The sequence below is a fragment of the Sinobaca sp. SA16-1 genome, assembly GCF_059510515.1.
Genome location: NZ_JCAKFL010000001.1, coordinates 375,094 through 402,021, shown reverse-complemented (window position 1 = coordinate 402,021; position 26,928 = coordinate 375,094). Strand labels below are relative to the sequence as shown.

Here is a 26,928-nt window from a genome sequence, read left to right as displayed (position 1 = left end):
TTATTTAACGGAATCTCCGCTGTAAATACCATGCTCCCGCGGATACTCATCCAATGAAGGGTCATAGCACGATACCTGTTCACTGTTGTCTTCGAGAGCCATGGACTGACTCGAAGGCGGGGTGGTTTCTCCTTCCGCGTCCCGGCCTTCCGGACTTCTGATGCCATATTCACTGCGCGTTTCTTCTTCCACACGGTCGGTCAGCTCCATGCCAAGATCCAGGCTTTCCAGCAGCCGCTGGTTTACATAACTAGTAACAAACTCCCCAGCTTCTTCCGTCTCCCCAGCGTCAAGCATCCGGGCTGCTTCATGCTCCAGGCTTGCCTGGCCGTCGAGCATCTTTTTTTCAAACTGCTCGATTTCTCCGGTGACATCATGTAGAAAGGCCTCAGGATTGTCGCATGTGTAATACATAAGCCGTTTAAATTCTCTTACAGCAGAACGGGAAGCTTCCTGGGCCGCATAGTCAGAAGAAAGAAAGTGCGAATCCCCATCTTTCGTTAAATAGCGGTGCTGCAAAAACTCCGGCGGCACTTCTTCTGTGGCAATAGGAATAGGGACATAAGGAGTAGTGACAGCTCCGGTAGTAGCAAGCCAGAGGGTCTGGAGTTGATCATCGACCTCCGGGCGGAGCTGGGCGACCTGGCCGTAACCGGAAAAGTCATTGGACCATCTTGGATCCCTTACAAGGGCGAGCATGTCTTCAAGGCTTACAGGGGCCATCTGCTCGAGCTCATCTTCCCGGTCATAAGGAAGACGGGAAGCGGTGTAATGGTCTTCAGCTTTATCGACTCCTTCCCCGGGAAACGGTTCCCCGTACACTTCCTGCAGATCCATTACAGAGCTTGTATCTTCGGGATCCCTCCAGCCTTGTTCTTCGGCAAAAGTAATGAGGTTGTCGGAAGCCATGAAATCCTCGCTTTCTTCAAAATCCACCGGGAAATCATTAATATAGCCGGGATAAGACACTCTGACTTCATCTGACCCCAGGCGTTCGGCAGCCCAAAGGCCCTGGCCGCCGGCATAATTTATAAAGACCCATCCTTCTTCTTCGTCAGCGAATAAATGCGAATTTCCACCATAAGTAGAATAGCCGTGCTCATCAATTAAGCCGCCAATGATCTCCACCGCTTCCCTGGCTGAACCTGCCCGTTCCATAGCAATTCTGGAAAGGTCACTGTAATTTGGTCCCTGCTGGGGTTCAGGAGTCATTTCCACTAATTCTTCCCGGGAAGGGGACCAGATATCTCTTGCGGCTAATCCTTTATCATTCAATCCTCCGTTTGTTAAAGGAGGAGGAAACCCTGCGAATTCCGAATAAGTAGAGCTGATGTATTTGTTCGTATGTGCGGCCTGCGGTATTTCGATAAGTTCTCCTTCAATACTCGCTTCATCGGTTATTCCTACTTCCATCATGGCGCCGTCCGGATGGCTCTGTGCCGGGACAATGTCAATCCAATGGCTGGACGGTTCATGGCCGAAGCCGCCAATTAAAGTGGAGCCATCTTCTGTAAGTTCGCTTCCTACGTAAAATCCGATGCTTTTTTCTTTCGTTGGATAGTTCTTTTTTTCTTCCGCTGGTTCATGCACTTCCTCTGCCTCTGCTTCCTTTTCGATACCGTTACTCAGTAGATATCCGGATGTTCCCGTCAGGCCCAGGACAAGCGCCAGGCTGCCGGCTAATCTTTTTTTCATCGTCGATCTCCTCCTTTTAAATGGTGGTGTGCAAGAGTATATACTTAAAAGAGTAATGGATTGTCATCGGTAAAGCAAATTAATTACAGAATATTTAGAATTTAAAGAAATTTTCCAGTATAAGCGGAAAAATGGAATTGACTTTCATAAAAAAAGACAATACCGTAAAGAATGATAGAACCTATTTCTATGTGTAAGTAGACTGCATTTACAAAAAAAGGACGTGAAGGCATGAATCCAAGAATCGTGATCGCCGGCACAGGAAGCGGAAGCGGCAAAACAACCGTTACCGTCGGCCTGCTCCAGGCTTTTCAAAATAAAGGACTGCAGGCTCAGGGGTTCAAGTGCGGGCCTGATTATATTGACCCGAGCTATCATACGGCGGTGACCGGCCGGGCTTCAAGAAACACAGACAGCTGGATGCTCGGGGAAGAAGGAATGAAGGATGTGTTCCGCCGCGGGAGCGGAGATGCGGATATTTCGGTGATTGAAGGCGTGATGGGCATGTATGACGGGAAAAGCCCAACATCTGACCACGGAAGTACAGCGGAAATCAGCCAAATGCTAGAAGCACCGGTTATTTTAGTTGTTAATATTTCAAGTATGGCAAGAAGCGCGGCCGCTGTTGTTAAAGGCTTTCAGTCGTTGTCTGATTCCAACATTGCCGGCGTGCTGCTTAATATGGCGGGAAGTGAAGGCCATGCGAAGCTCTGCCAAACAGCGATTGAGCAGGAGTGTCACGTGCCCGTCGTCGGCTTTCTGCTGAAAGGGGACTCACCGACTATTCCGGAACGGCATTTAGGACTGATCCCTGCCATTGAGCGGGGAGAACTGGACAGCTTTTTTGCTGAGCTGGGCACGGTGATGGCAGAACGGATTGACCTGGATCTGCTTTATGACATTGCCGCTTCTGCTCCTGATAGAGTGTGGCCGGTTCGGACACCTATCGAAGCGGAACATAAAGCCTTGATTGCTGTAGCGTACGATGCGGCGTTTAACTTTTATTATCCGGAAAACCTGGAGCTGCTGGAGGAAAGCGGAGCCGAGCTTGCCTATTTCAAGCCGCTTGAAAATGAACCGCTGCCTTCTCATGCAGACGGTCTTTACATTGGCGGCGGCTTTCCGGAGGAATTTGCAGAAGAACTTGCTGGAAATCAAACAACAAAAACGTCGATCCGTGAAGCGTTAAAAGAAAAGCTCCCTGTGTATGCGGAGTGCGGAGGCTATATGTATCTGGCGGACACGTTGACGACAACGGACGGCACAGCACATGAGATGCTCGGCATAATACCGGTGGATGTTACGATGCAGACGAAACTTGCTTCCCTTGGCTACAGGGAGATAACCGCTTTGGACGATTCTGTTATTATGCGCCGGGGAACGGTGGCGAAGGGCCATGAATTTCATTATTCTACCGCACAGGCAAAAATAGACTGGCCTCCTCATCACGAAGTAAAAGCGATGAGAGGCACGGAGCAGGAAGGGTATTATACGGACCATATCACAGCGAGTTACACGCATCTTCACTTTGGATCGAATCCATCCATACCGGCCCGATTTGTCCAAAAAGCCGCCGCCTGGCGGGAAAAACAAGAGACTGCCGCGCAAAACTGATTTTCATTAAAAAGGTGGAACATACGTATTTTTAGGGGGTCGCTTTCCGCAGGCCATGCCTCAGCTAAAGAGGGAAAGAACACCCTCTTTATCTTCACCTATGGCTGTTCTGCCGGAGTCTCCCCTGTTTTTTTCTGTTATTGTTGACAGACTTTCTAAAGAATTCAAGATCTTAATCAAGTGACTTCTCGATCATTTAGAAAAGAGTATTCTTTCTGCTTCTTTTAATATTTTTCATTTTGTGTACATTTTCTAACATTAAAATTCTGATTTTTCTGATATAAGATGAGTATTATAGGGAATAATATCTAAACTATGCAAAAGGAGGAATAAAATATGCCCGAAAAGTTATTCAAGGTGGATTTGTCAAAGTCAATGGATAAACAGGATGTTCCCGGTCACAACAGGTGGCACCCGGATATTCCTGCCGCTTTTTCTGTTGATCCCGGCCAGTCGTTTCGGATGGAGTGTCTGGATTGGACGGACGGCCAGATCAAAAACAATGACGACCCGTCCGACATCCGTGACGTCAACCTGAACCGCGTACACGTACTGAGCGGTCCGGTTCATGTAAATGGGGTGGAACCCGGCGATCTGCTCGTAGTAGACATTCTTAACGTAGGCGCTCTGCAGGAACAGGAATGGGGATTTAACGGCGTATTTTCGAAAGAAAACGGAGGGAGTTTCCTGGTGGAACATTTTCCGGAAGCCCAGAAATCGATTTGGGACTTTCACGGTATCTATACGACGTCCCGGCATATTCCGGGCGTGAAGTTTGCCGGCATTATCCACCCCGGGCTGATCGGAGTGGCACCGTCGCATGAGCTTCTGGCAGAATGGAACAGGCGCGAAGAAGAGCTTGTGAAAACGGATCCGGACCGGGTTCCGCCGCTTGCGAACCTGCCGGACAAAGACAGCGTCGTGTTAGGAACATTAAAAGGAGAAGCATTCGATAAAGTAGCAAAAGAAGGAGCCCGAACCGTTCCGCCCCGGGAAAACGGCGGCAACTGCGATATTAAAAACCTCTCGCTCGGTTCGAGAATATTTTTTCCGGTCTTCGTGGATGGAGCAAAGCTTTCTGTCGGCGATCTTCATTTCTCCCAGGGGGACGGGGAAATTACGTTCTGCGGCGGCATTGAAATGCCGGGCTGGATTGATCTTCATGTAGACGTCATTAAAGGCGGCATGGAGAAAAACCACATCCAGAAAAATCCGGTGTTCCAGCCTGGTCCAATGGATCCACAGTACAGCGAATACCTTGTATTTGAAGGAATATCAGTCAACGAATCCAATGGAAAGCAGAGCTACCTGGATTCCAACATCGCCTATCAGAATGCCTGCCTGAACGCGATTGAATATTTGAAAACAAAAGGATATACCGCAGAACAGGCGTATATGCTGCTGGGAACGGCACCGGTGGAAGGCCATATCGCGGGTATTGTAGATATTCCAAATGCCTGCTGCACCGTGTCCATTCCGAAAGCCATCTTTGACAAATCGATGGATCCAACAGAATAAGGAGGGAAAGCCTGTGCCTGTGTACACATTTGAATGCGGGGAAGGGGACAGATTCGACGAGTTTCATTCTTCCACAAAAGGGGATAAAAGCCGGGCAGTCTGCCCTTCCTGCGGCGGAGAGGCAAAACGTTTGTTCTTTGCTCCGTCTATTTACAAAATGAACAGCACCGTAAAGCAGAAAATCGACAGCGGGGCCGAGCCGCGCCTTCGAAAAAAAGGCGAACCGGCCGGTACACCGATTCGCAAAAAACGTCCCCCGGTTTCTCGTCCGTGGCAGATTGGCGGATAGGGACTGTCTCAAAACTTACTCTGTAGATTGGGTTCTTCGTTTTACCAATAATAAGAGAAGCCGGACGAAACCCCTCATATTCCTTTTGGAAGCAATACGAGGGGTTTTACATACAGCGATAGTCCTCTCTTTTGACACTAGGTAAAACAAAACCATAAAAAGGACCAGGCGGTGACTCAGGCAGACCAGCCATCGGTGAAGAGTAAGAGAGCGTTCTTCTCCTCTTTAGCTGAAGCATGGCCTGACGAAAGCTTCCGCCTGGATAAACCCCCTATCTATTTTTTCAGAGTCGGATGGGGATGTTTCTTTTTTCAACTGTACGTTTGGGACAGTCCCTTTATTAAAACAAACGAAGCTGTTCGTAGCGCGTCGTTTTGTATACTTTGCCTCTGCCGCCGGCCGCATCACCGGCTCCGTGGAAGTCAGAAGTGGTTACGCCGAGCAGCCGGACTTCCCGGCCGAGTGAGGCGATATGCTCAAGCTGCGCGCCTAAGGCAGCAAGCAGAATTTCCTGGTCATCGGTCGGGTCATCAAGCGTTGTCCGCCGGGTAATCTGCTTAAAATCGTAGAATTTTACTTTCAAGACGACGCATTTCACGCGGATGCGGTCTGCCTGCAGACGGCTGAGGACCTGCTGCAGAAGGTCTTTTATGATCGGAAGCATGTCCTCGTATTCGCTGATGTTATGCGGCAGCGTCGTTTCCCGTCCCATCGATTTGCGCTCCCGGTACGGATTGACTTCCCGCTCGTCGATTCCCCGGGAATTGTTGTAAAACGTATGGCCCCGCTTGTGAAAAATACGGACCAGTTCTTCTTCGCTCCATTTCAGCAGATCAGCACCTGTCTGCACTCCCATGTCGAGAAACGTTTCTTTCGTGGACTTTCCGACGCCGCGGAAGTCGCCGATAGGAAGTTCGTGAATAAAGGCCGGCGCCTTTTCGGGGGTTACGACGGTCAGCCCGTCCGGCTTTTCGTAGTCGGAGGCGATTTTTGCGAGAAATTTATTATAGGACACGCCGGCAGACGCGTTCAGGCCGGTTTTTTCCTTGATTCTCTTTTTGATTTCTCTCGCTACATACGTGGCCGAAGGGTAGCCCAGCTTGTTTTCCGTCACATCCAAATAAGCCTCATCGAGCGAAAGAGGCTCTACCAGATCGGTGATGTCATAAAATATATCCATAATTTCTTTGGAAACATCCCGGTATTTCTGCATGTTCACCCGCACAAACACTGCCTGGGGACAGCGCTTATACGCTTCGTGGGAAGCCATGGCGGAATGGATGCCAAAAGGCCTGGCTTCATAGGAGCAGGTAGCCACTACCCCTCTGGAATGGGGGCTTCCGCCTACAACAACTGGTTTTCCACGGAGCTCGGGACGGTCCCGCTGTTCGATGGACGCATAAAAGGCATCCATATCGATATGAATTATTTTTCGAATAGGGGTTTTATCCATCTGTTGTCACCCTTTTCCTCATTTCCGTTTCATTTCCTTCATTATATAGAGAGAACGTTAGAAAAACAAACGCACGTTCGTTTGGATCTTTTAAAAGGGAAATATTTCCTTTGTTCTTTATATAGTTCTTTGAATTTGCCATTTTTTTAGGTAAGATAGGGGAAGTGGCAGTTTCATTATTATGAAAATTGGGGCGTAAGTATGAAAAAAATGGGTTTTGCAGCATTGATTGTCGTATTTATAGCTGTAATGGTATATGGGAAAATTCACTACGATCAGAAAATAGCTTCGACGGTACAGCCGGACGAAGAACATACAGAAGACTCATCTGTATCCGGTGCAGAAACATCCTCTTCTAATGGAACGCCTCTGGAAGGCGCCCAGGAAGAATTTGGGCAGAGGCTGCAGGAAAGCATGGATGCAGGAGAAGAGCTTACCATCGTCTTATCCGGGTCCGGGGCTTTGGAGTCGGCAGAGGAGAATGTGCCTTTCCTGCTTCAGGAAAAACTGCGCAGCTTTTATGATACAGATGATATCACAGTGCAGGCTTCTACGTTTGGCGACAGTACATCGCTTGAAGTCATGGCAGCAGATGGAGATGTAACGGCGGCCGGACTGGAGCCGGATGTGCTCGTTTTTGAACCATTTGTTTTAAATGATAACGGACAGGTAAGTGTAGAGGATACGCTCTTTAACACGAATGCTTTTGTGAATACAGTGGAGGCCGCCAATCCGGAAACCGCTGTGTTCATACAGCCGCCGCAGCCGGTGTATGAAGCAAGGTACTATATTGAGCAGGTGGACGCCCTTCAGGCAGATGCCGGAGAGAACAACTTGAATTATATTAATCACTGGGAAGCATGGCCGGATACAGACGATGCTGCCCTGGAAGAAGAGTACTTAGAAGAAAACGGTGATCCGTCCGCCGAAGGACATGAGCTGTGGGCGCAGGCGCTTGCAGATTATTTCACGGGAGAAGAGGCTTTATAAATAAGCCGAATCTCCTAAAGGCAGTATGGTACACTAGAAGCATTGAAAATAAGATACATAATAGATAGCAGGAGTGTGTATAATGGCAAAACGCAAGAAGGATCAAACCGGGCAGAACAGCCGTAAGCTGGTTACCTGGTTCAACAGCAAGTCGCCGGTAGCCGAGCAGTACCGGACGATCCGGACTAATCTTCAGTACGCATCGGTCGATAATAATGTCCAGACAATTGCAATCACGTCAGCAGGCCCGGGTGAAGGAAAGTCTACTACTGTGGCAAACCTTGCCGTCACGATGGCCCAGCAGGGAAAGAAAACGATTCTCGTTGACGCTGACTTACGGAAACCGACGGTACACTATACGTTCCGCCGTACGAACACAAATGGACTTATTAACGTGCTCGCCAATAAAGAGCCGTTTCACACGTTTACCCAGAAAACCGAAGTGCCGGACCTGGATATTCTTCCAAGCGGCCCAATTCCACCGAACCCGGCCGAAATACTGGGAACAACGGCTATGGAAAACCTCGTAAATGACTTAAAGAAAGAATATGATATTATTTTATTTGATGCGCCGCCGGTACTTGCCGTAACGGATGTGCAGGTTATCTCTAAATACTGTGATGGCACCATTCTTGTGATTAAGAGCGGCGGCACAGAGAAAGATTCTGCCATCAAGGCGAAAGAACTGCTTGAAGTAACAGGCATCCCGGTCCTTGGCTGTATTTTGAACCAGGTTAAAGGAATGGATCAGCGCTATTATTATTATTACGGAGAATCTTAATAACAGCTGTTGACAACAAGCCTGCAGTAAGATAATATTTAACCAATCAACGCGTTTCTCTAATAGAGAAGCGCGTTTTTCTACGTCTCAGGACGTATTTATAGAAAATACGCGTGAAGGCGTGAAAAAAAGGGTAAAGACAGACAGGTACCATAAATAGAAAAGGCAGTGTGATGAAAATGATGAAAAGTCCCGGTTTAGCCGCCGTATTAAGTTTTTTAATCCCCGGCTTAGGACAGATTTATAATGGACAAATTTTTAAAGGGCTGATAATAATTGCCATCCAGGCCGTGAATATTCTACTCATGACTATTCTTATCGGTTATGTCACGTACTTTATCTTCTGGGTGTATGCCATCTATGATGCGTACCGTAAAGCGGACAGGCACAACAAAAGAGCCGGTGTCAGACGATAAGATACAAAGAAATCTCCCCTTCTGCTTTATCAGCAGAAGGGGAGATTTCTTTACTGCTCAATCAATTCATTTTCTTCCAGAAACTGTTGAACGACGAGTTCCACACTTTCTCCTTCAATATCTACCTGATAATTAAGAGCGCGCATTGTTTCACTGTCCAGAATGTCTTCGAGCGGGGCGAAGATCTCCTCGATTTCCGGATACTCTTCATAGACGTCCTCCGTCATCGAAACGGCGGCGCTGTAAGACGGGAAAAATCCCTGATCGTCTTCGAGTACGCGGAAGCCGAAATCGTCGATACGGGCGTCGGTGGAAAACCCGACAGAGGCATTTACTTCATTATTGTTCAGGGCATTGTAGTACAGGCCCGTTTCCAGCTCTGTTACGCTTCCTTCCAGGGAAAAATCATAAAATTCTTCCATACCGGGCAGTCCGTCCGCGCGATTGGCGAACTCAGCGTCCGTCGCAAAATTAATTTCCCCCGGGTTGTCATTAATGTAGGAAGCGAAATCGCTGATTGTTACGATCCCGAGCTCTTCAGCTTCCTCTTCCTGCATCATAACGGCATACGTATTATTCGCTTCCGTCAGGTTCCGCCAGACGATGTCGTTTTCGGCATCGAGGCGGTTTACTTCCGCGAACGCTTCATCGGCATCGACGATAGGCGGCTGGTCCAAATAAGTCACCAGCCCCGTGCCTACATAATCCCATGTAATATCAATCTGTTCGGTTTCCAGAGCCTGGCGCAGTGCCGTGCTTCCTAATTCCGATATTTCATCTACTTGAAAGCCGTTATCTTCCAGCAGGAAGACCGACATTTTAGCTAAAATAGCCTGCTCGGTGAAGTTTTTGGCGCCTACTTTCACGGATTTCCCGCCTGCCGAACAGGAAGAGAGCACAAGCACCAGGGCCAGCATACTAATCCCAATTAATCGTTTCATGATTCAGCCTCCTATGCTTCATTTGCTTCCCGTGCCAGAATGAGGCCTTTAGGGGTAAGAACACGCTCCAGGTAGCGGAACAGCAGGTCTACGGTAATTGCCAGCAGCGTAACCGGAACAGCACCTGAAATGAGATATGAATTATCAAACAGGCGGATGCCGGTAAAAATCCATACGCCGAGGCCGCCGGCACCGACAAGGTACGCAAGAGCTGCCGTACCGATATTAATAACAAGCGCCGTGCGGATTCCGGCAATAATGGATACAACCGCATTAGGCAGCTCCACTTTCCATAGAATCTGTGTGTTGGTCAGCCCCATCCCGCGGGCCGCATCTTTCGTATTTTCATCAACCGAGTCAAGGCCGGCAATTGTATTCTGCAGTATAGGCAGAAGCGAATAAACAAACAAAGCAAGGATTGCAGCTTCAATTCCAATACCCAGAAAACCCATGGCCAGTGCGAGCACTGCCAGACTCGGAATCGTCTGGCCGAGGTTGGCAACCGTGACGATAAACCATTCCGTACGGCGAAAGGCCGGACGGGTCACGAAAATGCCGAGCGGTACGGCAATAAGCACAGCCGCTAATCCGGAAGCGAAAATAATGAGAACATGCTGGCCGAGAAGTTCAAGAAATAGAGCGGGCTGTTCGTAAATCTGGCGGAACATGCCCTGCGAGAATCCCCAGATAAAGAAAGCCGCAATAACGGTCCAGAGAAGAATTTTTACAATCAGGGCTATGCGCTTGTTAACCGTGTCCATGTTCAGCCCTCCTGTCCCTTAATTTCTTTATGAAGAAATTGTTCCAGAAGATCCATTGTCAGGCTGCCGTGATTGTTGCCATTGTTGTCTTCAATAACAAGCTGATCGGCTTCCTGGTTTAAAATCATTGAAATGGCGACACGGAGCGAGGTGTTTTCATTAATGGTCCGGATATCCTTGGACTCGAAGTTAGGCTTTAACGTAAACGCCCGATACAGGTCTTTTACCGTATACAGGCTCATGCTTTTAAGAACGCGGTCCGAGCCGACGAACTCATTGACGAATTCGTTTTTCGGATGATTTAGAATCTCCGCCGGGGTATCGTACTGCATCACTTCGCCGTCGCGGAGAAGTACAATTTTGTCTCCCATTTTTACCGCTTCATCAATATCGTGGCTGACAAATAGAATCGTTTTCTTAACCTCACGCTGAATCTGCAGGAATTCCTCCTGAAGCCGGGCGCGGATAATCGGGTCGAGGGCACCGAACGGCTCATCCATCAGCATAACGGGCGGATCGGCTGCAAGTGCACGGGCCACGCCGATACGCTGCTGCTGCCCGCCGGACAATTCATGGGGGTAGCGTTTTCTGTACTCATCCGGGTTCAGGCCGATCAGGTCCATTAAATAGTTAAAGCGGTCCCGCTTTTTCGCGCGGTCCCAGCTAAGAAGCTGAGGAACGATCATCATATTCTGCTCGATGGTCATGTTTGGAAACAAACCATTGCTTTGAATGACATAGCCGATTTTACGGCGCATTTCAATTTTATTAAGGGTGGTTACATCTTCCCCATTTAATAGAATGGACCCGCCGGATATCGTTTCGAGCTGGTTTACCATACGAAGCAGCGTCGTTTTCCCGCAGCCGGACGGGCCGATCAGAATAACCATATCCCCGTCTTCAACGGTTAAATTGACATCGTTGATTGCTTTTACATCGCCTTCATATACCTTATTTACATGGTCGAACTGTATCATATCGTCACCCTCTAATTAGTTAGCGCCTTTAGGCGTCAGTTTCTTTTGAATCAGCTTTAAAACAAAGTCAGCCAGTATAGCAACAACAGCAACAGAAATGGCTCCGGCAAGTACCATGGTGGTGTTCGCCCGGACGATTCCCTGATAAATCACAACGCCAAGGCCGCCGGCACCAATAAATGCGGCGATGGCCCCAATACCGATGTTAAGCACGGTCGCCGTGCGTACGCCAGCCATAATGAGTGGCATGGCGTTGGGGATTTCCACTTTCCATAAGCGCTGCATCGTCGTCATGCCAAGCCCGTTCGCTGCATCACGAAGCTGGGGATTGACGTTTTGAATGCCTGTGTACGTATTGCGGATAATCGGAAGCTGGGAATAAAGCACGAGCGCAAGAAAAGCCGGCAGGAATCCAACTCCCTGATTAATAATGGATAGAACGGGAATCATGACACCAAAGAGGGCAATACTTGGAATCGTCATAAAAATGGAAGCCAATTGCAGAATAGTGCCGGCCAGGTATTTGTTAGTCGTTAAATAAATACCGATCGGCACCCCGATCAAAATAGCAGTAATCGTAGCCAGCCCGACAATTTCCAGATGATCAAGCATGTAACCCCAAAGAAATGGATAGTTTTTTACAAAATATTCGATTAATTCGTTCATCGCGGTTTCTCCTTTACTTAAAATAAAGCCTGTTTCTGCCATAGCGGCACGATACAGACTTTTGCCGTTTCTGTAGTTACGAGCTTGTTTGAATAATTTTATCATATCACTATAGTAATTTTAAGACAAACCCTGTCATAGAGGGATATAACGACTTAATAGGCGATAGCTGTGGCTCACAACAATTAAACCGCTTAGAAGAGAAATCGTTTTTTAATAAAGAGCCGGATCACTAATAGAAAATACAGTCTATTCAGTGTATAATATGACTATAAAGTCATATTTTTGACTTATTGGTCAACAACCGATAGAAACGGGGGATCATTTATGAAACAAGACCAGCCTTTATTAACAGCAAAAGAACTAAAGGCACTCAAAACGGAACTAACGCGCTTTATGATGGCCTATAAATTTGCGTTGGATGAAGTAAATACAAAAATAGATATATTAAAACAGGAATTTCATTATGTTCATGACTACAACCCGATAGAAAGCGTGAAATCCAGGCTCAAATCGCCGGAAAGCATTCTTAAAAAAATATACAAAAAAGATATTTCTCCTTCGCTGCCGGCTATTGAAAAACATATTAAGGATATTGCTGGAATCCGCATCACCTGCTCCTTTATTTCCGATATATATAAATTAAGCGATATGCTGCAGAAGCAGAAGGATGTCTGCGTGCTGGAAGTGAAGGACTACATTGAGTCACCCAAGCCCAACGGCTACCAGAGTCTGCATTTGTTGTTGGAAGTACCTGTGTTCATGTCTGACAGGGAACAGAACATGTGTGTCGAAGTACAGATCCGTACAATAGCGATGGACTTCTGGGCGAGCCTGGAACACAAAATATACTATAAATACAATAAAACAGTGCCGGAGAGGCTTAAAGCAGAATTAAAAGAAGCGGCAGACTCTGCTGCCCATTTGGACAGAAAGATGGAAGCTCTTCATCAGGAAATGAATAAACTGAAAGCAGAATCGGATGAAGAAGAAGATCTGCATGAATTAATCATTAATGACAGCCGATTTCCTATTCCCACTGATTTTCTGAAACCTTATCTGCTTAATGGAAACCACAAAACGGATCAGAATCATAATGAATAAAGAAAAGCTGATTCTGGAACAGGCGGTGCAGTTATTTTCGGAAAAAGGGTATGCGTCCGTCTCCATCCAGGAGATTGCGAACGCCTCCGGCATAGCCAAAGGATCCCTGTATTCTTATTATCCATCCAAAGATATGCTGCTTCTGGCTGCTTTAAATTATTATTTTGAGCAGGTTATGGAAGAAGTGAATGCGGAACCGCAGCAGCAAGGAAAAGAAAGAGAAATATTCATCAGGCAGCTTACGATTTTTTTTGAATCGATTCTGGCCCACAAGGAGTTTATGGATTTATCGATGTACAGCCAAAGCTCCACGCTTCACCATTCAATTCAGGAAATGGCCGCCGAAAAGCAGGAGGAGGTATATGCCTTTTACTCAAACGGCCTGGCCGCCGTTTACGGAGATAAGGCTGTGCCCTATATTTATGATCTATCTGTAATGCTGGAGGGGATTCTTCGTTCTTATATACGTGTGTCCTCCTTTTCCAACGACCCCGAGGGTCCGGCTTCCTTTATAGCGTTTCTTATGAGACGGATGGATGATATCACAGACGGGCTGGCTGCCAAAAAAGAAGTGCCGGTTGTAACAGAAATTCATGTGCAGTCCCTTCGCCGGAAACAGGAAAAAAGCAGAGCAGGCAAAAAAGAAAAGCTCGACGCAGAAATAGAGGCGATAAGAAAAGTGCTTCAGGGAACCGCCGATAAAGAATATTTTATGGTCAGTTTGAATGTGCTGGAAGAAGAACTCGCTGCCAGCCACCCCCGTCTCCCGGTAATAGATGGCATGCTGGCAAACTTTATGAGGCTTAAACAGGTAAATCGGCATGTAAAAGAAATAAAATCCCTCCTGAAAGAAAAATAAACAAGCACAGTTTCGCGGAAGCGGAGCTGTGTTTTTGCTAAACTAATAGAATAGATTCAAAAGGGGAGACGCATATGGAAACAGAAAAGCGGCTGATGAGCGTTATTAATGCAGTAAAGGTCCTGAGCTCTACCAGAGACCTGCCGGAAGTGCTGAATCAGCTGATTAAAGAAGTATTGAATGTGATCGGCGGCGCCAATGCGGCCGTTTTGTTTCTATATGACAGCCGGTCGGACACGCTCTATGCCCAAAGCGCCATGGGATTTGATATGGAGCAGCTCAAGCATGTCCGCCTCGCGCCTGGAGAGGGAATGAGCGGCAAAACGTTTGTATCCCAAAAAGGAAATATTTTCTCGTCGCCTGACCATACGACCCGGGGAATGGAAAACCTTACCGGAAATTCGGAGCATTACTACGCCCGGTCCCTTGGAGAAATGGCCTATCCGGTAAGCGCTATCTGCGTGCCGATTATGTCCGCTGAGGAAAAATGCCTCGGCGTCCTGACGGTAGATATATTTGAAAAAGACAGGCAGTTTGATGCATCAGATCTGCAGCTGTTGGAAACATTTGCCGGACAGGCGTCTATTGCTGTTGAAAATGCGCGGCTGTTTTCGCAGAATAAACGAACTAAACTGATCCACGAAGAACTCTCCAAAGTATCCCTGGCCAAAGGCGGCCTTGGTGATATTACCAAAGCGCTGTCGGGGCTGATTGAAGAGGAAGTGGTTGTATTTAATGAACGGATTGATGTGCTGGCGGTGTCGGGACCAGCGGCAGCAGAGAAAGGGGAAGCCCTCCAAACCGAGGCCGAACCGCTGTTGAAATATGCGATCAGCCGAAACAGTTCTTCCACGAGCGAAGCATTATTGGACGGGGACTCCTACCTGACATATTTTCTTCCCATTCAGGCGGACGGTATCGTACTGGGTCTGCTGGCAATTATTGTAGAAAAAAATACCGTATTTGATCCGCTTGATCAGTTTGCGATTGAGCAGGCTATTACTATTTTTGCGATGGAGATGAACCGGCGGGACCGCTTTCTGGCAGAAGACTTTCATTATTCCGGCGCCGTACTCGAGCAGCTGATCCATGAGCCGTACAATGAGTTTTCTTCCGATGCCCTGGCACGGCTGAATTTTCCGGAGCTCGCTCGTCATCATTATGCAGTAGTGCATTTATATGTAAGAGATCCGCTGCTTCCTTTTCAGGAGGTCGGGGAAAAGAAAAAGCAGCTGATGCGCGTCATCTATAGAGAAATAGAAAGCATCCCGATAAAAACGCTCGTATACGAACGAAACATGGAAGTCACATTTATGTTTACGGTAGCCGCTTCCTCCTCAGAGGAAAGCGTGTTTGATTCACTCGAACCGCTGTTTTCGTCTATTATCCACTATGCCGGTCAGGAATGTGAGCTCAAAGCCCTTGCCGGATTCGGGCAGGTTGTCGGCAAACTTCAGGATGTTCATCTGTCCTATAAAGATGCGAAGCGCTGTGTCCAGTATCTGCAGGCCGGGGAGGGGAGCCGGAACCTGATGACGTACCGGCAGCTCGGTCCGTACCGCTTGTTTTTAAAAATGGAGCGCGGAGAGCTGCAGGATTATGCAGATGAAGTGCTCGGCCGGGTGGCGGAGCATGATAGAAAGCATGAAACCGAACTGCTGAAAACGCTGAAAGTGTACGTGGAGTCCAATCAGAACATGGCGGCAAGCGCAAAGAAATTATATGTACATGTGAATACGATTAAGTACCGTCTGCAGTCCATCTATCAACTGCTGCACACCGAGAAGCTGGATGGCCGGGAGTTGTTTGAACTACAGCTCGGTCTGCATATTATGGAATATTTGAATACCCAATAATCCGTTGGGGGTAACCGACAAACAAAAGCCAGAATGTTTGTTGGTTACCTCTATTTTATATTTATTTGAATTATCTTATAGTTTTAACATTCAGACTTATGAAGGAGGAACCGACATGGAGCCCATTTTTATTGCGGTCATATTAATCGCTATTATTGCCCTTGGAGAAGTGCTTTCTTTATCTTCGCGGGCAAAAATCCCCACCCTGCTTGTGGTAGTCGCTTCTGTTTTTATACTGCTCCAGACAGGGATCCTGCCGGAATCCTATATAGAAGCCTCCAATCTGGTGGCATTTGGCGGCATGCTTGTGCCTGTCCTTATTGTTCACCTCGGAACGATGATTCCCCTGACCGTTATTATTAAACAGTACAAAGCCGTCTCCATCACGCTGATTGGACTGGTTATTTCGGTAGCGGCGATGCTTGCTATTATTACGCCGCTGTTTGGCTACGGGACGGCGGTCGCCGGTGCCGGGCCGCTGACAGGCGGTATCATTGCCTATATCGTTACATCGGAAGGACTGGCGGAAGCAGGACTTGTAACGCTTGCGGCTATTCCGGTTGTCGTGTTTACGCTTCAGAATTTAGTCGGTATGCCGCTGACGTCGGTACTGCTGAGCAAATACGCACATACAATCCGTGAGGATATTTATAACGAGGAATACTTAACGGAAGGCGACGAAGCGCTGAAGGAAAGCGCACTGTCTTCCGATCAGCCGAAGAAAATGCTGTTTCCGGAAAAGTACATGAAAAGCAATTTCTTTCTATTATTTCTACTGTTTGTCGGCGGTGCTCTTGCCGTATGGCTGGACGGACTGACCGGTATTAATAACAGTATTTGGGCGCTTGCGATAGGGATTACGGGAGCGGCGTTTCGTTTTTATCCGGAGCGTACGATGGATAAGGCAAACAGCTCTGGTATTACAATGGTCGCGCTGATTGTCGTCGTTGTTAATTCACTCGTCGGCGTCACGTGGGCTCAGGTCGTTGCTTCCCTGCTGCCCGTTCTCTGCATTATTCTCATTGGTACAACCGGCCTGATCCTGGGCGCTTTAATCGGCGGGAAATTGTTTAAATGGAAGCCGACCAAATCGATTCCTGTTGTCCTGACGGCACTTTACGGATTTCCGGGTGATTATTTAATCGTGGAGGAAGTCAGCCGCAGCGTCGGTCGCAACGAAGCAGAAGAAAAACGCATCATGAATGAACTCGTCGCACCGATGCTGATCGGTGGATTTACTTCTGTTACCGTAGGTTCAATCGTTATTGCGAGTATTCTTATTCAAACTATTTAAAGGAGCGGATTACACATGGCATATACGCTTATTAAAAACGGAACATTAATCGACGGAACGGGAGCGGAACCGGTCCGGGACGTTTCCGTATTAATCAAAGACAACCACATCGAACAAATAGGTAAAAACATTACAGCACCGGGAGACGCAGCGATTGTTGATGCCGATGGAAAATACATTCTGCCTGGTCTGATTGATACCCACGTCCATATGGCCCTGCAGATTAAAAACGTACAGGAATCCATTTTAACGCCGTTTTCCTACCGGTTTTACGAAAGCATTCATTACCTGCAGCGCACGCTCAATACAGGCATTACCTCTGTCCGCGATGCGGGTTTTGCAGATGCAGGGATGAAGAAAGCCGTTCAGGACGGGCTTGTCAAAGGACCGCGGATGCAGGTAAGCATCAACCCGCTTACTATTACCGGCGGTCACGGCGATAATTGGAACCATTCCGGCGTGGATACGACTCCGCAGACGTATCCGGGCATGCCGGGCGGCATCTGTGATGGAAAAGAAGAAGTACGTAAGGCGGTCCGGGAAATGCTCCGTGCCGGAGCGGATGTCATTAAAGTGCATGCGACCGGAGGCGTGACGAGTCCGACCGACCATCCGGAATTTACGCAGTTTTCCCAGGAAGAGCTGGAAGTGATGGTAGAGGAAGCGCACTTCCGAAAAGGGATCAAGGTGATGGCCCACGCCCAGGGTGCCGAAGGAATTAAGAATGCGATCCGGGCCGGTATTTATTCGATTGAACACGGCATTTATATTGATGACGAAGTGATAGAGCTGATGCTTGAGAACGGTACGTTCCTCGTGCCGACACTGCTGGCCCCGCTGTCCGTGCTCGAAGCCGGGGAAACGGACGATTCCATGGCCCCTTACGCGGTGGAAAAATCAAAAGAAGTATTTGAAACACATAAAGCAAGTATCGCTAAAGCGTATAAAGCAGGCGTGAAAATTGCGATGGGAACGGATGCCGGCGTTATGGCGCACGGGACCAACCTGCGTGAGCTCGGGCTGATGTGCGACATCGGCATGACGGAAATGGAAGCCATCACGGCTACGACAAAAACCGCTGCTGAATGTCTTGGCTGGGAAAAAGAATTGGGTACAATAGAAACAGGAAAGCTCGCGGATGTGATTATGAGCAGAACGAACCCGCTGGAAAATATCCGGTCGCTGGAACAGAGCGAAACGATCTGCTTTGTTATGAAAGACGGAGCCATTTACAAAAATCAAAAATAGCAGGTGAGCGCATGCATACAGACAACTGGAATTTATACGAAACGCTGCTTAAAAATTACCGTACAGATTATTCCTATGACGGTATCAGCGGAAAGCGAATCGCCTCCCGTCTGCACGCCCTCTCTGAAATTGGTCTGACGGAAAGCGGAGGCAGCTATCGGCTTGGGTTTTCCAACGAAGAACGGCAGGCGAAAGATCTGGTTATCGGCTGGATGAAGGACGCCGGGCTGTCGGTAACCGAAGATGCGGCCGGCAATGTATTCGGCCGCCTTGAGGGAAGCAATCCGGATCTTCCTGCGCTGCTAAGCGGATCCCATGTAGACAGCGTGCCGGAGGGAGGCCATTTTGACGGCCCGCTCGGGGTGCTGTCATCGCTTGAAGTGGCAGAGGCCTGGAAAGAAACCGGGTACGTGCCGAAACGAAGTTATGAAGTAGTGATTTTTACAGATGAAGAAGGCGCCCGGTTTAATAACGGCTTAACCGGCAGCCGGGCGATGACGGGTGAAATAGATCCATCCATACAAAGCGGTCTGGCCGATCAGGACGGCAGGGGATTTGCGGAAGTGCTCCCGGATGTAGGCCTGACGGAAGAAGGCTTTTATCAGTCGGAACGCAGCCTTTCCGACATCGCCGCTTTTGTAGAAGTGCATATCGAACAGGGCACCCGGCTGGAACAGGAAGATCTTCCGGTCGGCATTGTGTCCGGCATCGCCGGCCCGAGCTGGCTGGAAATTGCCTTTACAGGAAGCGCGGGGCATGCCGGGAATACCCCTATGGGGGAACGACGGGATGCACTTGTCGCGGCCGGAGAGTTTGTACGAAGTGTACCGGACATTCCCGGTACGGTGAGCGCGACAGCAGTTGCTACCGTTGGAAAGCTGAACGTATTTCCGAACGGAGCCAATGTCATCCCGGGCCGGGTCGAGCTGGTGGTGGATATTCGTGATATTGAAGAAGAAACGAGAGACGATGTCGTCCGGCTCGTTATGGAAGCCGCCGGGAAAGCAGCAGCTTCCTGCAATGTTGACTGCGAGCAGCAGCAGATACTAAAAGTAAAGCCGGTGCCGATTGCCGACACCGAAAAGCAGATGCTGGGGGATGCACTAAAAGCATGCGGCCTGCGGGCAGTGGAAATACCGAGCGGAGCCGGCCATGACGCAATGATCGTCGGCCACCATATTCCAGCGGCGATGCTGTTTGTACGGAGCAAAGATGGCATCAGCCACAACCCGGCTGAATGGACCTCGTTAAACGACGGGGTGCAGGGTGTGCATGTATTAAAAAAGTATATCGAATCGATGGATCAATAAAACAGGCTGTCCCGCTTTCCATGGGACAGCCTGTTTTATTGATATGTCTTTTTAGTCAAACTGGCTTTTTTAAATACAACAGCCAGCAGCAGACACGTAATCGGAAAAATAACGGCGTAGCCAATGATGCCGATATTTCTCAGCTGCATACTGCCCGTTACAGGTCCGGCGAGGCCGGCGAGGCTCAAAACACCGCTTAGTATGAGAAGAACTTTTACGGCATTGTTTAGTTTGCTGCCTCCGAAAACCGGGGCCGCAAACAGCACTGCCAGACTGAAAAACCAATCCCATGCGAGTATATCCAAGGTGTAAATCACAGACGGCCATTCAAACGAAAAAAATAAAGGAGTCCAGGGAGCGTCAACCACTGTTTCAATCGGCCGGCTGACGGTTAACAGGACGAAGTGGACGCTTGAAGTAATTAAAGCTGTCATGCTCATAAAAAGAAGAGAGAGCATGCTTAGTATCTTGAGAGGCGCGGGCGCATAGGCATGAACAGCGGCGATAAGCAGCACCATAAGGGGTGCCATCAGTAAAATAAGCAGTTCCAGAATAGTAAAGTACGGATCGGATATAGGATCCTGTGGGGAATCGAGTGCGGCTAATCCTGCTGATAGAACCACGGCGTAAAGACCACCGGATACAAACAATGCTGACGCTGATAACCGGCCAATCTGCCGGTCCATTTTTGTGAAGCTGTTCTGCTCCACTTTTTCCGCCTCCTTTATTCATCGGTTTCTTTATTTACTAATATTCCATTTTAAAAAAACATTCCCTCTCTAAAAAAGCAGCTTTAATAAAAACATCCCGCGGCCTATTTGGCCGCGGGATGTTTAAAGCAACTGGAAATACTATTTTAATTCTTAGTGGTATAGTTTAGTCACGCCTTGAGCTTCTCTTAGTTTATCGGGAGTAACATCATTTCCAAGCGGATCTTTCACCGTGGTTTGAAGCAGGGTCGCGTCACAGGCGCCCCGGACGGCTTGAAGGTACTCTTCACGCAACTGCCTCTGCTCGGCTTTTTCTTCCGCGCTGAGTCCCGTCCTTTTGGATTTGTTGGCTAACTCGTTGATTCTCGGTAAAACAGCAATCATGTGAATTCCCCTTCCTTTAGTGATTTATACCCTTACTGGGTATATGTTCATTATAATAGATAAACCCGCAGAATGCAATACATAGGAAGCGGCTGAGATTTTTGCTATACTATCCGTATAAAAACAAAGGAGGCAGGCATATGGAAACGCTGACAAAGAAAAACATGTTCTACAGCTTCTCAAAGGACCGGGAAGCGGCTGTAACCGTTCCTTCAGGCACAACGCTTACTCTGGAAACGTATGACTGTTTTGAAAATCAGGTAACAGAAGAAGGGGACAATTACGGAGAGATTGACTGGGACCGCATCAACCCCGCTACAGGACCAGTTTACATAGAAGAGGCGGAACCCGGTGACTGCCTTAAGGTGACAATTGATAAAATTGAGCTAGCGGATTACGGCATGATGGCGGTAGGAAAAGGACTCGGTGTGATGAAAGAGGAAATGGAAGATCTGATATTTAAAAAGATACCCCTCCGGCAGAACAAAGGCGACTTTGGCTACGGGATCTCCCTGGATTTGAACCCAATGATCGGAGTTATCGGTGTTGCACCGGAAGGAGAAGCTGTTTCGAACGGAACCCCGGGAGACCATGGCGGCAATATGGATAACAAAAAGATAGAAGAAGGGGCTGTGCTTTATTTTCCAGTTTCGGCACCGGGTGCTCTGTTCGGCCTTGGGGACATGCACGCTGCGATGGGAGATGGAGAAGTCGGCGTGACCGGAATTGAAGCCGCGGGACGCGCCACGGTGACCTTCGAAGTGATTAAAAACAAAAAGCTTTCTATGCCGCTTCTTGAAAACGAATCGGAGATTGGCGTCATTTCTTCCGCCCCCACGCTTGAGCAGGGGATTCACCGGGCGACTTCCTTTTTAGCCGGCCTGTTAGCCCGTGAAAGCGAAATGGACAAAAACAATGCCGTAATGTTTCTCAGTGCTGCCGGACAGGTTGAGGTCTGCCAGGTAGTGGATCCGCTTGTTACCGTCCGGATGATGCTGCAGAAGAAAGACCTTGAACCGCTGAATATCACGTTTCTTTAATAAATAAAGACGGCCTGCCTGTAAATGGCAGGTTTTTTTATGCTTTATTTAGGTTAATATACATATATAAAAAATAATGACAGCTTTTGAAAAGGAGAGTTCGATGCAGAAGTGGAATGTGATTTATATTATCTTTGCTTTTGTAGGAGCTGCTTTAATTTTACTGGATTTAGGAAATATCATTACATTAACAGAAAATGCTAATTTGTTTTTGGGAGGGTTTATCCTTGTCCTTGGTTCTATTCTGCATATTAAAAAGGAAAAACAAAAGGATATAGAAGAGGACGGGGTTCTTATTGACGAAAAGAAACAGGAACGGGATCGTTATTTCGAGAATAAGCAAAGTGTCCGGAACCATGAATAAAAAAGCAGGAGGGATAGTATCGACAGGAACCGTGCAGTCATTACAGGAGTGAGCCGCACTAACGGAATTGGGGCGGCGATTTGCAGGGAGCTTGCATCCAAAGGAGTAGATATCTTTTTCGTCTACTGGCAGAGCGAAGACGGATTTGCCGCCGGACTGGAACAGGAAATACTGGAGGCCGGCGTATCCTGCAGAAGCATGGAACTTGACCTGTCTCTGCCGGATGCTGCCGAAACGCTGTTGGATGCAGTGTACACTGCTTTTGGACCGCCGGACATTCTCGTCAACAATGCGGCTTATTCCACAAGGGACGGTTACGAGAATCTTACACCGGAAATTATTGACCGCCATTATGAAGTGAATATGCGGACTACCATGCTGCTTAGCACCACGTTTGCTAAACGGTTTCAAGGTTCAGAAGGACGGATCATCATTATGACGTCCGGACAAGAGCAGGGACCGATGCCGGGAGAGCTGGCTTATATTGCTACGAAAGGGGCCCTGTCTGCATTTACCCTTTCCTTTTCGGCAGAAGCGGCACCGCTTGGCATCACGGTTAATGCTGTAGATCCGGGCCCGACGGACAGCGGATGGATGGATGAACAGACGAAAGCGCTGCTGGAACCTAAATTCGGGCGTGGTCGTCTTGGCAGGCCCGGCGACGCGGCCCGTCTGGTTGCTTTTTTGGCCGGGGAGGAGGCATCCTGGATTACCGGACAGGTTATTCATTCAGAAGGAGGATTTCTTCGCAGCTGAAGGAATCCTTTTTTATTTCAAAAATTTTTTACCAGGGAAAGCGCTTTATACATTAGGCTTTTTTTGTATATACATGTTTAATGTTAAAAAAAGTAGTTGCAAAAATTGTAAGCGTTTTCTATAATGAAAATTGTACAAACCGAAACGTTTTGGAGGTTGAGGGAATGGTTACAATTAAGGATATTGCGAAAGCCGCTAATGTTTCTGTCACTACTGTTTCCAGAGCCTTGAATGGATACGATGACGTGAATGAAAAAACACGCAGGCGTATTAAAGAGGTGGCCGAGAAGATGCAGTACAGCCCGAATATAACAGCAAGAAGGCTGGTGACGAACAAATCAAGTACGATTGGGCTTCTGACGTCAAGTTCATTTCCATCCAACCCGAAAGATACGTTTACAATGGATGTTATTTCCGGCGTGAACGAGTACGCAAGCTACGCGGATTACGACATGATTTTGTTTCAATCTGAGTTTGCGAAGCGGCGGGGCAAGACATACCATCAGCTTTGCAGCGAGCGGCAGATCGAAGGCGTTATTTCGCAGGGCCTTGCCCACGATGATCCGTTTCTTCAGCAGATGGAAGAGAGCAGCGTACCGTGTGTTTTTATTGATCATCCTGTGGAAAATGAAACCACAAGCTTTGTGTCTACAGATAATGCGGTGGGCGCAAGAGAGGCGGTGCGTCATTTAATTTCGCTCGGGCACCGGCACATTGCTTTTATTAACGGGGATGATGAAGCTTACATAAGTCACGAACGACTAAAAGGCTACAAGGAAGGCCTGCAGGAAGCAGACATTGCTTTTGATGAAAAGAAAGTAAGGCTTGCCTATTTTAATGAAGAAGAAGCCTGTGCAAGATCGATTGAACTGCTTGAAGAATATCCGGAAACAACGGCTATTTTCTGTTCAAGCGATCTGATGGCGATGGGGGTTATGAAAGCGGCTCATCAACTGGGGTATGAACTGCCGGATGAATTATCGGTTGTCGGCTACGATAACCTTGTTGTATCCCAGTATACAACGCCTGCCCTGACAACCGTGCATCAGGATAAATACAAAATGGGAAACATGGCCGCCGAGCTGTTAATTAATCGGCTGCTTGGCAGGGAAACAAAGACGAAAGTGATTATACCAGGATCGCTTCTTGTCCGAAAATCCACCTGTCCTCCAAGACATTAAAAGGAGGGCAGCTTTAACCAAAATCCGAAACGTTTTGGATTTTAACGAAAAAAAGAAAACAGGGAGGGTTTGCGATGAAGATGTTACCTGCAGCAATGGCAGGAGTGCTCGTTTTTCTAGGCGGATGTGCCTCTGTCGGCGAAAACATCGGCGGCGGGGAAGAAGAAGTAACGATCACTTATGCCCGCGGTACTGATACAACTCCGGCGACCGATGCGATGCTTGCCGCGTTTGAAGAACAAAATCCCAATATCAATGTAGAAGTAAGGGAAATGCCGCCCGACAGCGGAGAGCAGCACAACCAGTACGTTACGTTAATGAGCAGCGGCAGTCCGGAGATTGATGTATTCGCCTCCGACGTTGTATGGCCGGCTGAGTTCGGGCAGGCGGGATATGTACTGCCCCTCGACCGTTTGATTGAACGAGACAACGTGGATCTGGATGCCCATTTTCCGGCAACGATTGAATCCGGATCGCTTAACGGCCGCCAGTATGCACTGCCTTCTTATACCGATGCCGGTATATTATATTACCGGACCGACATTGTAGAAGAGCCTCCGGAAACATGGGAAGAGCTTGAAACAATGGCTGCTGATCTGCAGGGGGAAGGCGGCACCAATTTCGGGTTTGCCACGCAGGCTTCCCAGTATGAAGGTCTTGTAACCACGTCGATGGAATATATCAGTGCCTACGGCGGCCAGGTTATTAATGAAAACCAGGAAGTTGTTGTTAATTCACCGGAAGCGATTGCCGGTATTGAAAAAATGGTGGAAATGATGCAAAGCGATTATGTACCTAACAATATTCTTAATTTCCAGGAGATTGAAACGGAAAACGCCTTTCTGGAAGGAAATACGGTATTTGCCAGAAACTGGCCGTACATGCTTTCCACATCAACCGACCCCGACACATCCCAGGTTCCTGATGACGTTGGTATCACTGCTCTGCCTTCAGGACCGGAAGGAAACGCATCTTCTCTTGGCGGCTGGTCGACGATGATTAACAAAAGCTCGGAAAATATTGAAGAATCCTGGGAGCTGGTTAAATTTCTAAGCAGCGAAGAAGGCCAGAAAATTGGTGCCCTGGAAGGCGCAAGAGCACCGACGGTCGAGAGTTTGTATGAAGACGAAGAAGTGACCGCCTCCAATGAGCTGTTCGCAGATCCGGCCTTTCAGGAAACGCTCGATAATGCTGTAGCGCGTCCGGTTACAGGGATTTATCCGCAGGTGTCGGATATTATGCAGATTGAGCTTTCAAGTGCGGCCGCAGGGACGATTACAGCAGAACAGGCAGCTGCAAATATGGAAAGCAAAATAGAAGCAGCATTTGCCGACTAAAAAGGAGAGGGGGAACTGCCATGGCTAAGAAAGACAAAAAGAACAAACGACCATTTCAGCTCAGTGAAAAACAGCTGGGCTACACAATGATTGCGCCTTCCATTATATTAATTCTGCTGGTCGTTATCTGGCCGATTATGCTCTCCGGCTGGAACAGCCTGTTTGATTACCGTTTAAATGACCCAACCCGCTCGGAGCGGATTATGTCGGAAAGCCTCAATATGGAAACGTATGCGGATAACCGCTACTTGATCGAACAGTCGGTTACCGAGCTGAGTGAGCTGGAGCCTGAAGCCGCCGCTGACCTCGAAGAGGCAGAAGCTGCCATGAATGAGTACCATGAAGCCTTAATGGAAGATGAATCGATGAGGGAGCAGTACAACGAAGTAAATACCCGTTTGGAAAATTTTGAACCGATTTCCAGCGGCCTGCTTATTGCACCGCTTGACGGCGACTGGGGAAGCGACTTCAACCAGGCGCTCAGTACACATATCAGCACGATCCAATCCTATCAGGAAACCCTGGGCGAAGAAGAAGCCGTGGAATTTGGATACATGGTGTCTCAGCTGGAAGGCCTGCAGGGATCAGTACTGGACTCCAATTTTGTCGGAGTCGATAATTATGCCCAATACTTAACCAATGCAAGAACGTGGACCGCTATGGGAAATACTATCGTTTTTACGGTAGCATCGGTCGGTTTTGAACTTATTCTAGGTTTGAGTGTCGCCATATTAATTAACAGAGCCTTTAAAGGAAGAGGACTCGTCCGGACGGCCGTTCTTATCCCGTGGGCGATTCCAACAGCGGTGGCTGCGATGATGTGGAGCTATTTGTATGATGGCCAGTCCGGGATTGTCGCCCACTATATGGCACAGCTGGGACTCATCTCTGATCCCGGCGTGCTGCTTACGACCGCAGGTGGTTCGATGTTTTCTATTATCCTCGCAGATGTCTGGAAAACAACGCCGTACATGGCTCTGCTGTTACTTGCCGGGCTGCAGACGATTCCGAGGTCTTTATATGAAGCAGCTGAAGTAGACGGCGCCAACAGATGGCAGCAGTTTGTAAGCGTCACGCTGCCGCTTTTGAAACCGGCCATTCTCGTTGCCCTGCTTTTCAGAACGCTGGATGCCTTCCGGGTATTCGACCTGATCTACGTTCTAACAGGCGGCGGACCGGCCAATGCCACAGAATCCATTTCTGTGTATGCCTATAAAGCGCTGTTTGAACAGCAGAACTTCGGTGCAGGCTCTGCCTTATCCGTTATTGTCTTTATCAGTGTCGCCATTATAAGCATCATTTTTGTAAAGCTGATTGGATCCGACTTGTTTGCCGAGCGGACCAAGCGATAGAACCGAAATAGAAATACCGACAGAAAGGTGTG

General features: G+C 48.2%; 26 protein-coding genes. 18 read left to right on the top strand and 8 right to left on the bottom strand.

The window, feature by feature from the left end; genetic code table 11:
• Positions 1–1,695 carry a C69 family dipeptidase gene (locus tag AC5W2J_RS01895; protein WP_496057787.1) on the bottom strand — a complete coding sequence of 565 codons (1,695 nt, stop codon included), beginning with the start codon at positions 1,693–1,695 and terminating at the stop codon, positions 1–3.
• 231 nt (positions 1,696–1,926) lie between these two features.
• Here AC5W2J_RS01895 and AC5W2J_RS01890 point away from each other — a divergent pair, with 231 nt between their 5' ends.
• The 3 genes from AC5W2J_RS01890 to AC5W2J_RS01880 all read left to right on the top strand — a co-directional run bounded on the left by AC5W2J_RS01890 (position 1,927) and on the right by AC5W2J_RS01880 (position 5,116).
• Complete coding sequence (locus tag AC5W2J_RS01890; protein ID WP_496057786.1) at positions 1,927–3,309, top strand: cobyrinic acid a,c-diamide synthase CobB; 1,383 nt, start codon at positions 1,927–1,929, stop codon at positions 3,307–3,309.
• A gap of 336 nt (positions 3,310–3,645) precedes the next feature.
• Positions 3,646–4,827 carry a formamidase gene (gene fmdA, locus AC5W2J_RS01885; RefSeq protein ID WP_496057785.1) on the top strand — a complete coding sequence of 394 codons (1,182 nt, stop codon included), beginning with the start codon at positions 3,646–3,648 and terminating at the stop codon, positions 4,825–4,827.
• A gap of 13 nt (positions 4,828–4,840) precedes the next feature.
• On the top strand, positions 4,841–5,116 hold the full coding sequence (locus AC5W2J_RS01880) for an FmdB family zinc ribbon protein (protein ID WP_496057784.1): 276 nt from the start codon (positions 4,841–4,843) through the stop codon (positions 5,114–5,116).
• Between the two features lie 340 nt (positions 5,117–5,456).
• Here AC5W2J_RS01880 and dinB read toward each other — a convergent pair whose 3' ends face one another.
• A complete protein-coding gene (dinB, locus tag AC5W2J_RS01875; RefSeq protein ID WP_496057783.1) occupies positions 5,457–6,569 on the bottom strand; it encodes a DNA polymerase IV in 1,113 nt (370 codons plus the stop codon).
• A 201-nt stretch (positions 6,570–6,770) separates the two neighbouring features.
• On the opposite strand from dinB, the gene AC5W2J_RS01870 reads away from it, so the two are divergent.
• The 3 genes from AC5W2J_RS01870 to AC5W2J_RS01860 all read left to right on the top strand — a co-directional run bounded on the left by AC5W2J_RS01870 (position 6,771) and on the right by AC5W2J_RS01860 (position 8,756).
• Positions 6,771–7,559 carry an SGNH/GDSL hydrolase family protein gene (locus AC5W2J_RS01870; protein WP_496057782.1) on the top strand — a complete coding sequence of 263 codons (789 nt, stop codon included), beginning with the start codon at positions 6,771–6,773 and terminating at the stop codon, positions 7,557–7,559.
• 82 nt (positions 7,560–7,641) lie between these two features.
• Positions 7,642–8,340, top strand: a complete 699-nt coding sequence (locus tag AC5W2J_RS01865; protein WP_496057781.1) for a CpsD/CapB family tyrosine-protein kinase — start codon at positions 7,642–7,644, stop codon at positions 8,338–8,340.
• 173 nt (positions 8,341–8,513) lie between these two features.
• Positions 8,514–8,756, top strand: coding sequence for a DUF5683 domain-containing protein (locus tag AC5W2J_RS01860; RefSeq protein WP_496057780.1), 243 nt, complete (start codon positions 8,514–8,516; stop codon positions 8,754–8,756).
• A 50-nt stretch (positions 8,757–8,806) separates the two neighbouring features.
• Here AC5W2J_RS01860 and AC5W2J_RS01855 read toward each other — a convergent pair whose 3' ends face one another.
• Genes AC5W2J_RS01855 through AC5W2J_RS01840 form a run of 4 tightly spaced genes read right to left on the bottom strand, consistent with a single transcriptional unit; the run spans position 8,807 to position 12,047 of the window.
• Positions 8,807–9,697 carry an ABC transporter substrate-binding protein gene (locus AC5W2J_RS01855; RefSeq protein WP_496057779.1) on the bottom strand — a complete coding sequence of 297 codons (891 nt, stop codon included), beginning with the start codon at positions 9,695–9,697 and terminating at the stop codon, positions 8,807–8,809.
• A gap of 11 nt (positions 9,698–9,708) precedes the next feature.
• Positions 9,709–10,458 carry an ABC transporter permease gene (locus AC5W2J_RS01850; RefSeq protein ID WP_496057778.1) on the bottom strand — a complete coding sequence of 250 codons (750 nt, stop codon included), beginning with the start codon at positions 10,456–10,458 and terminating at the stop codon, positions 9,709–9,711.
• A 2-nt stretch (positions 10,459–10,460) separates the two neighbouring features.
• Positions 10,461–11,435 (bottom strand): ABC transporter ATP-binding protein, encoded by a 975-nt coding sequence (locus tag AC5W2J_RS01845; RefSeq protein WP_496057777.1) that lies wholly within the window; start codon positions 11,433–11,435, stop codon positions 10,461–10,463.
• 15 nt (positions 11,436–11,450) lie between these two features.
• Entirely contained in the window at positions 11,451–12,047 is a 597-nt protein-coding gene (locus tag AC5W2J_RS01840; RefSeq protein WP_496058214.1) for an ABC transporter permease, read from the bottom strand.
• 381 nt (positions 12,048–12,428) lie between these two features.
• On the opposite strand from AC5W2J_RS01840, the gene AC5W2J_RS01835 reads away from it, so the two are divergent.
• From AC5W2J_RS01835 to AC5W2J_RS01810, 6 genes are all read left to right on the top strand, one after another.
• A complete protein-coding gene (locus AC5W2J_RS01835; RefSeq protein WP_496057776.1) occupies positions 12,429–13,205 on the top strand; it encodes a GTP pyrophosphokinase in 777 nt (258 codons plus the stop codon).
• Complete coding sequence (locus tag AC5W2J_RS01830; RefSeq protein WP_496057775.1) at positions 13,198–14,064, top strand: TetR/AcrR family transcriptional regulator; 867 nt, start codon at positions 13,198–13,200, stop codon at positions 14,062–14,064. Before AC5W2J_RS01835 ends, AC5W2J_RS01830 begins: the two co-directional genes overlap by 8 nt.
• Positions 14,065–14,138: 74 nt before the next feature.
• On the top strand, positions 14,139–15,920 hold the full coding sequence (locus AC5W2J_RS01825) for a helix-turn-helix domain-containing protein (RefSeq protein WP_496057774.1): 1,782 nt from the start codon (positions 14,139–14,141) through the stop codon (positions 15,918–15,920).
• 115 nt (positions 15,921–16,035) lie between these two features.
• On the top strand, positions 16,036–17,214 hold the full coding sequence (locus tag AC5W2J_RS01820; RefSeq protein WP_496057773.1) for a hypothetical protein: 1,179 nt from the start codon (positions 16,036–16,038) through the stop codon (positions 17,212–17,214).
• 15 nt (positions 17,215–17,229) lie between these two features.
• Entirely contained in the window at positions 17,230–18,462 is a 1,233-nt protein-coding gene (locus AC5W2J_RS01815; protein WP_496057772.1) for a metal-dependent hydrolase family protein, read from the top strand.
• Between the two features lie 11 nt (positions 18,463–18,473).
• Entirely contained in the window at positions 18,474–19,772 is a 1,299-nt protein-coding gene (locus AC5W2J_RS01810; protein WP_496057771.1) for a M20 family metallo-hydrolase, read from the top strand.
• Positions 19,773–19,807: 35 nt separating this feature from the next.
• Here AC5W2J_RS01810 and AC5W2J_RS01805 read toward each other — a convergent pair whose 3' ends face one another.
• Both AC5W2J_RS01805 and AC5W2J_RS01800 read right to left on the bottom strand, forming a co-directional pair.
• Entirely contained in the window at positions 19,808–20,482 is a 675-nt protein-coding gene (locus AC5W2J_RS01805; protein WP_496057770.1) for a hypothetical protein, read from the bottom strand.
• 153 nt (positions 20,483–20,635) lie between these two features.
• Positions 20,636–20,866: a DUF896 domain-containing protein gene (locus tag AC5W2J_RS01800; protein WP_120191636.1), complete on the bottom strand. Its 231-nt coding sequence runs from the start codon at positions 20,864–20,866 to the stop codon at positions 20,636–20,638.
• A 140-nt stretch (positions 20,867–21,006) separates the two neighbouring features.
• On the opposite strand from AC5W2J_RS01800, the gene AC5W2J_RS01795 reads away from it, so the two are divergent.
• The 6 genes from AC5W2J_RS01795 to AC5W2J_RS01770 all read left to right on the top strand — a co-directional run bounded on the left by AC5W2J_RS01795 (position 21,007) and on the right by AC5W2J_RS01770 (position 26,896).
• On the top strand, positions 21,007–21,906 hold the full coding sequence (locus tag AC5W2J_RS01795; protein ID WP_496057769.1) for an acetamidase/formamidase family protein: 900 nt from the start codon (positions 21,007–21,009) through the stop codon (positions 21,904–21,906).
• 103 nt (positions 21,907–22,009) lie between these two features.
• Positions 22,010–22,270 (top strand): hypothetical protein, encoded by a 261-nt coding sequence (locus AC5W2J_RS01790; protein WP_496057768.1) that lies wholly within the window; start codon positions 22,010–22,012, stop codon positions 22,268–22,270.
• 18 nt (positions 22,271–22,288) lie between these two features.
• Complete coding sequence (locus tag AC5W2J_RS01785; RefSeq protein WP_496058213.1) at positions 22,289–23,026, top strand: SDR family oxidoreductase; 738 nt, start codon at positions 22,289–22,291, stop codon at positions 23,024–23,026.
• A 164-nt stretch (positions 23,027–23,190) separates the two neighbouring features.
• Complete coding sequence (locus AC5W2J_RS01780; RefSeq protein WP_496057767.1) at positions 23,191–24,207, top strand: LacI family DNA-binding transcriptional regulator; 1,017 nt, start codon at positions 23,191–23,193, stop codon at positions 24,205–24,207.
• Between the two features lie 74 nt (positions 24,208–24,281).
• A complete protein-coding gene (locus AC5W2J_RS01775; RefSeq protein WP_496057766.1) occupies positions 24,282–25,544 on the top strand; it encodes an ABC transporter substrate-binding protein in 1,263 nt (420 codons plus the stop codon).
• A gap of 20 nt (positions 25,545–25,564) precedes the next feature.
• The gene (locus tag AC5W2J_RS01770; protein ID WP_496057765.1) at positions 25,565–26,896 is read left to right on the top strand and encodes a carbohydrate ABC transporter permease; all 1,332 of its coding nucleotides are present in this window, start codon (positions 25,565–25,567) and stop codon (positions 26,894–26,896) included.
• The last annotated feature ends 32 nt before the right edge of the window (positions 26,897–26,928 follow it).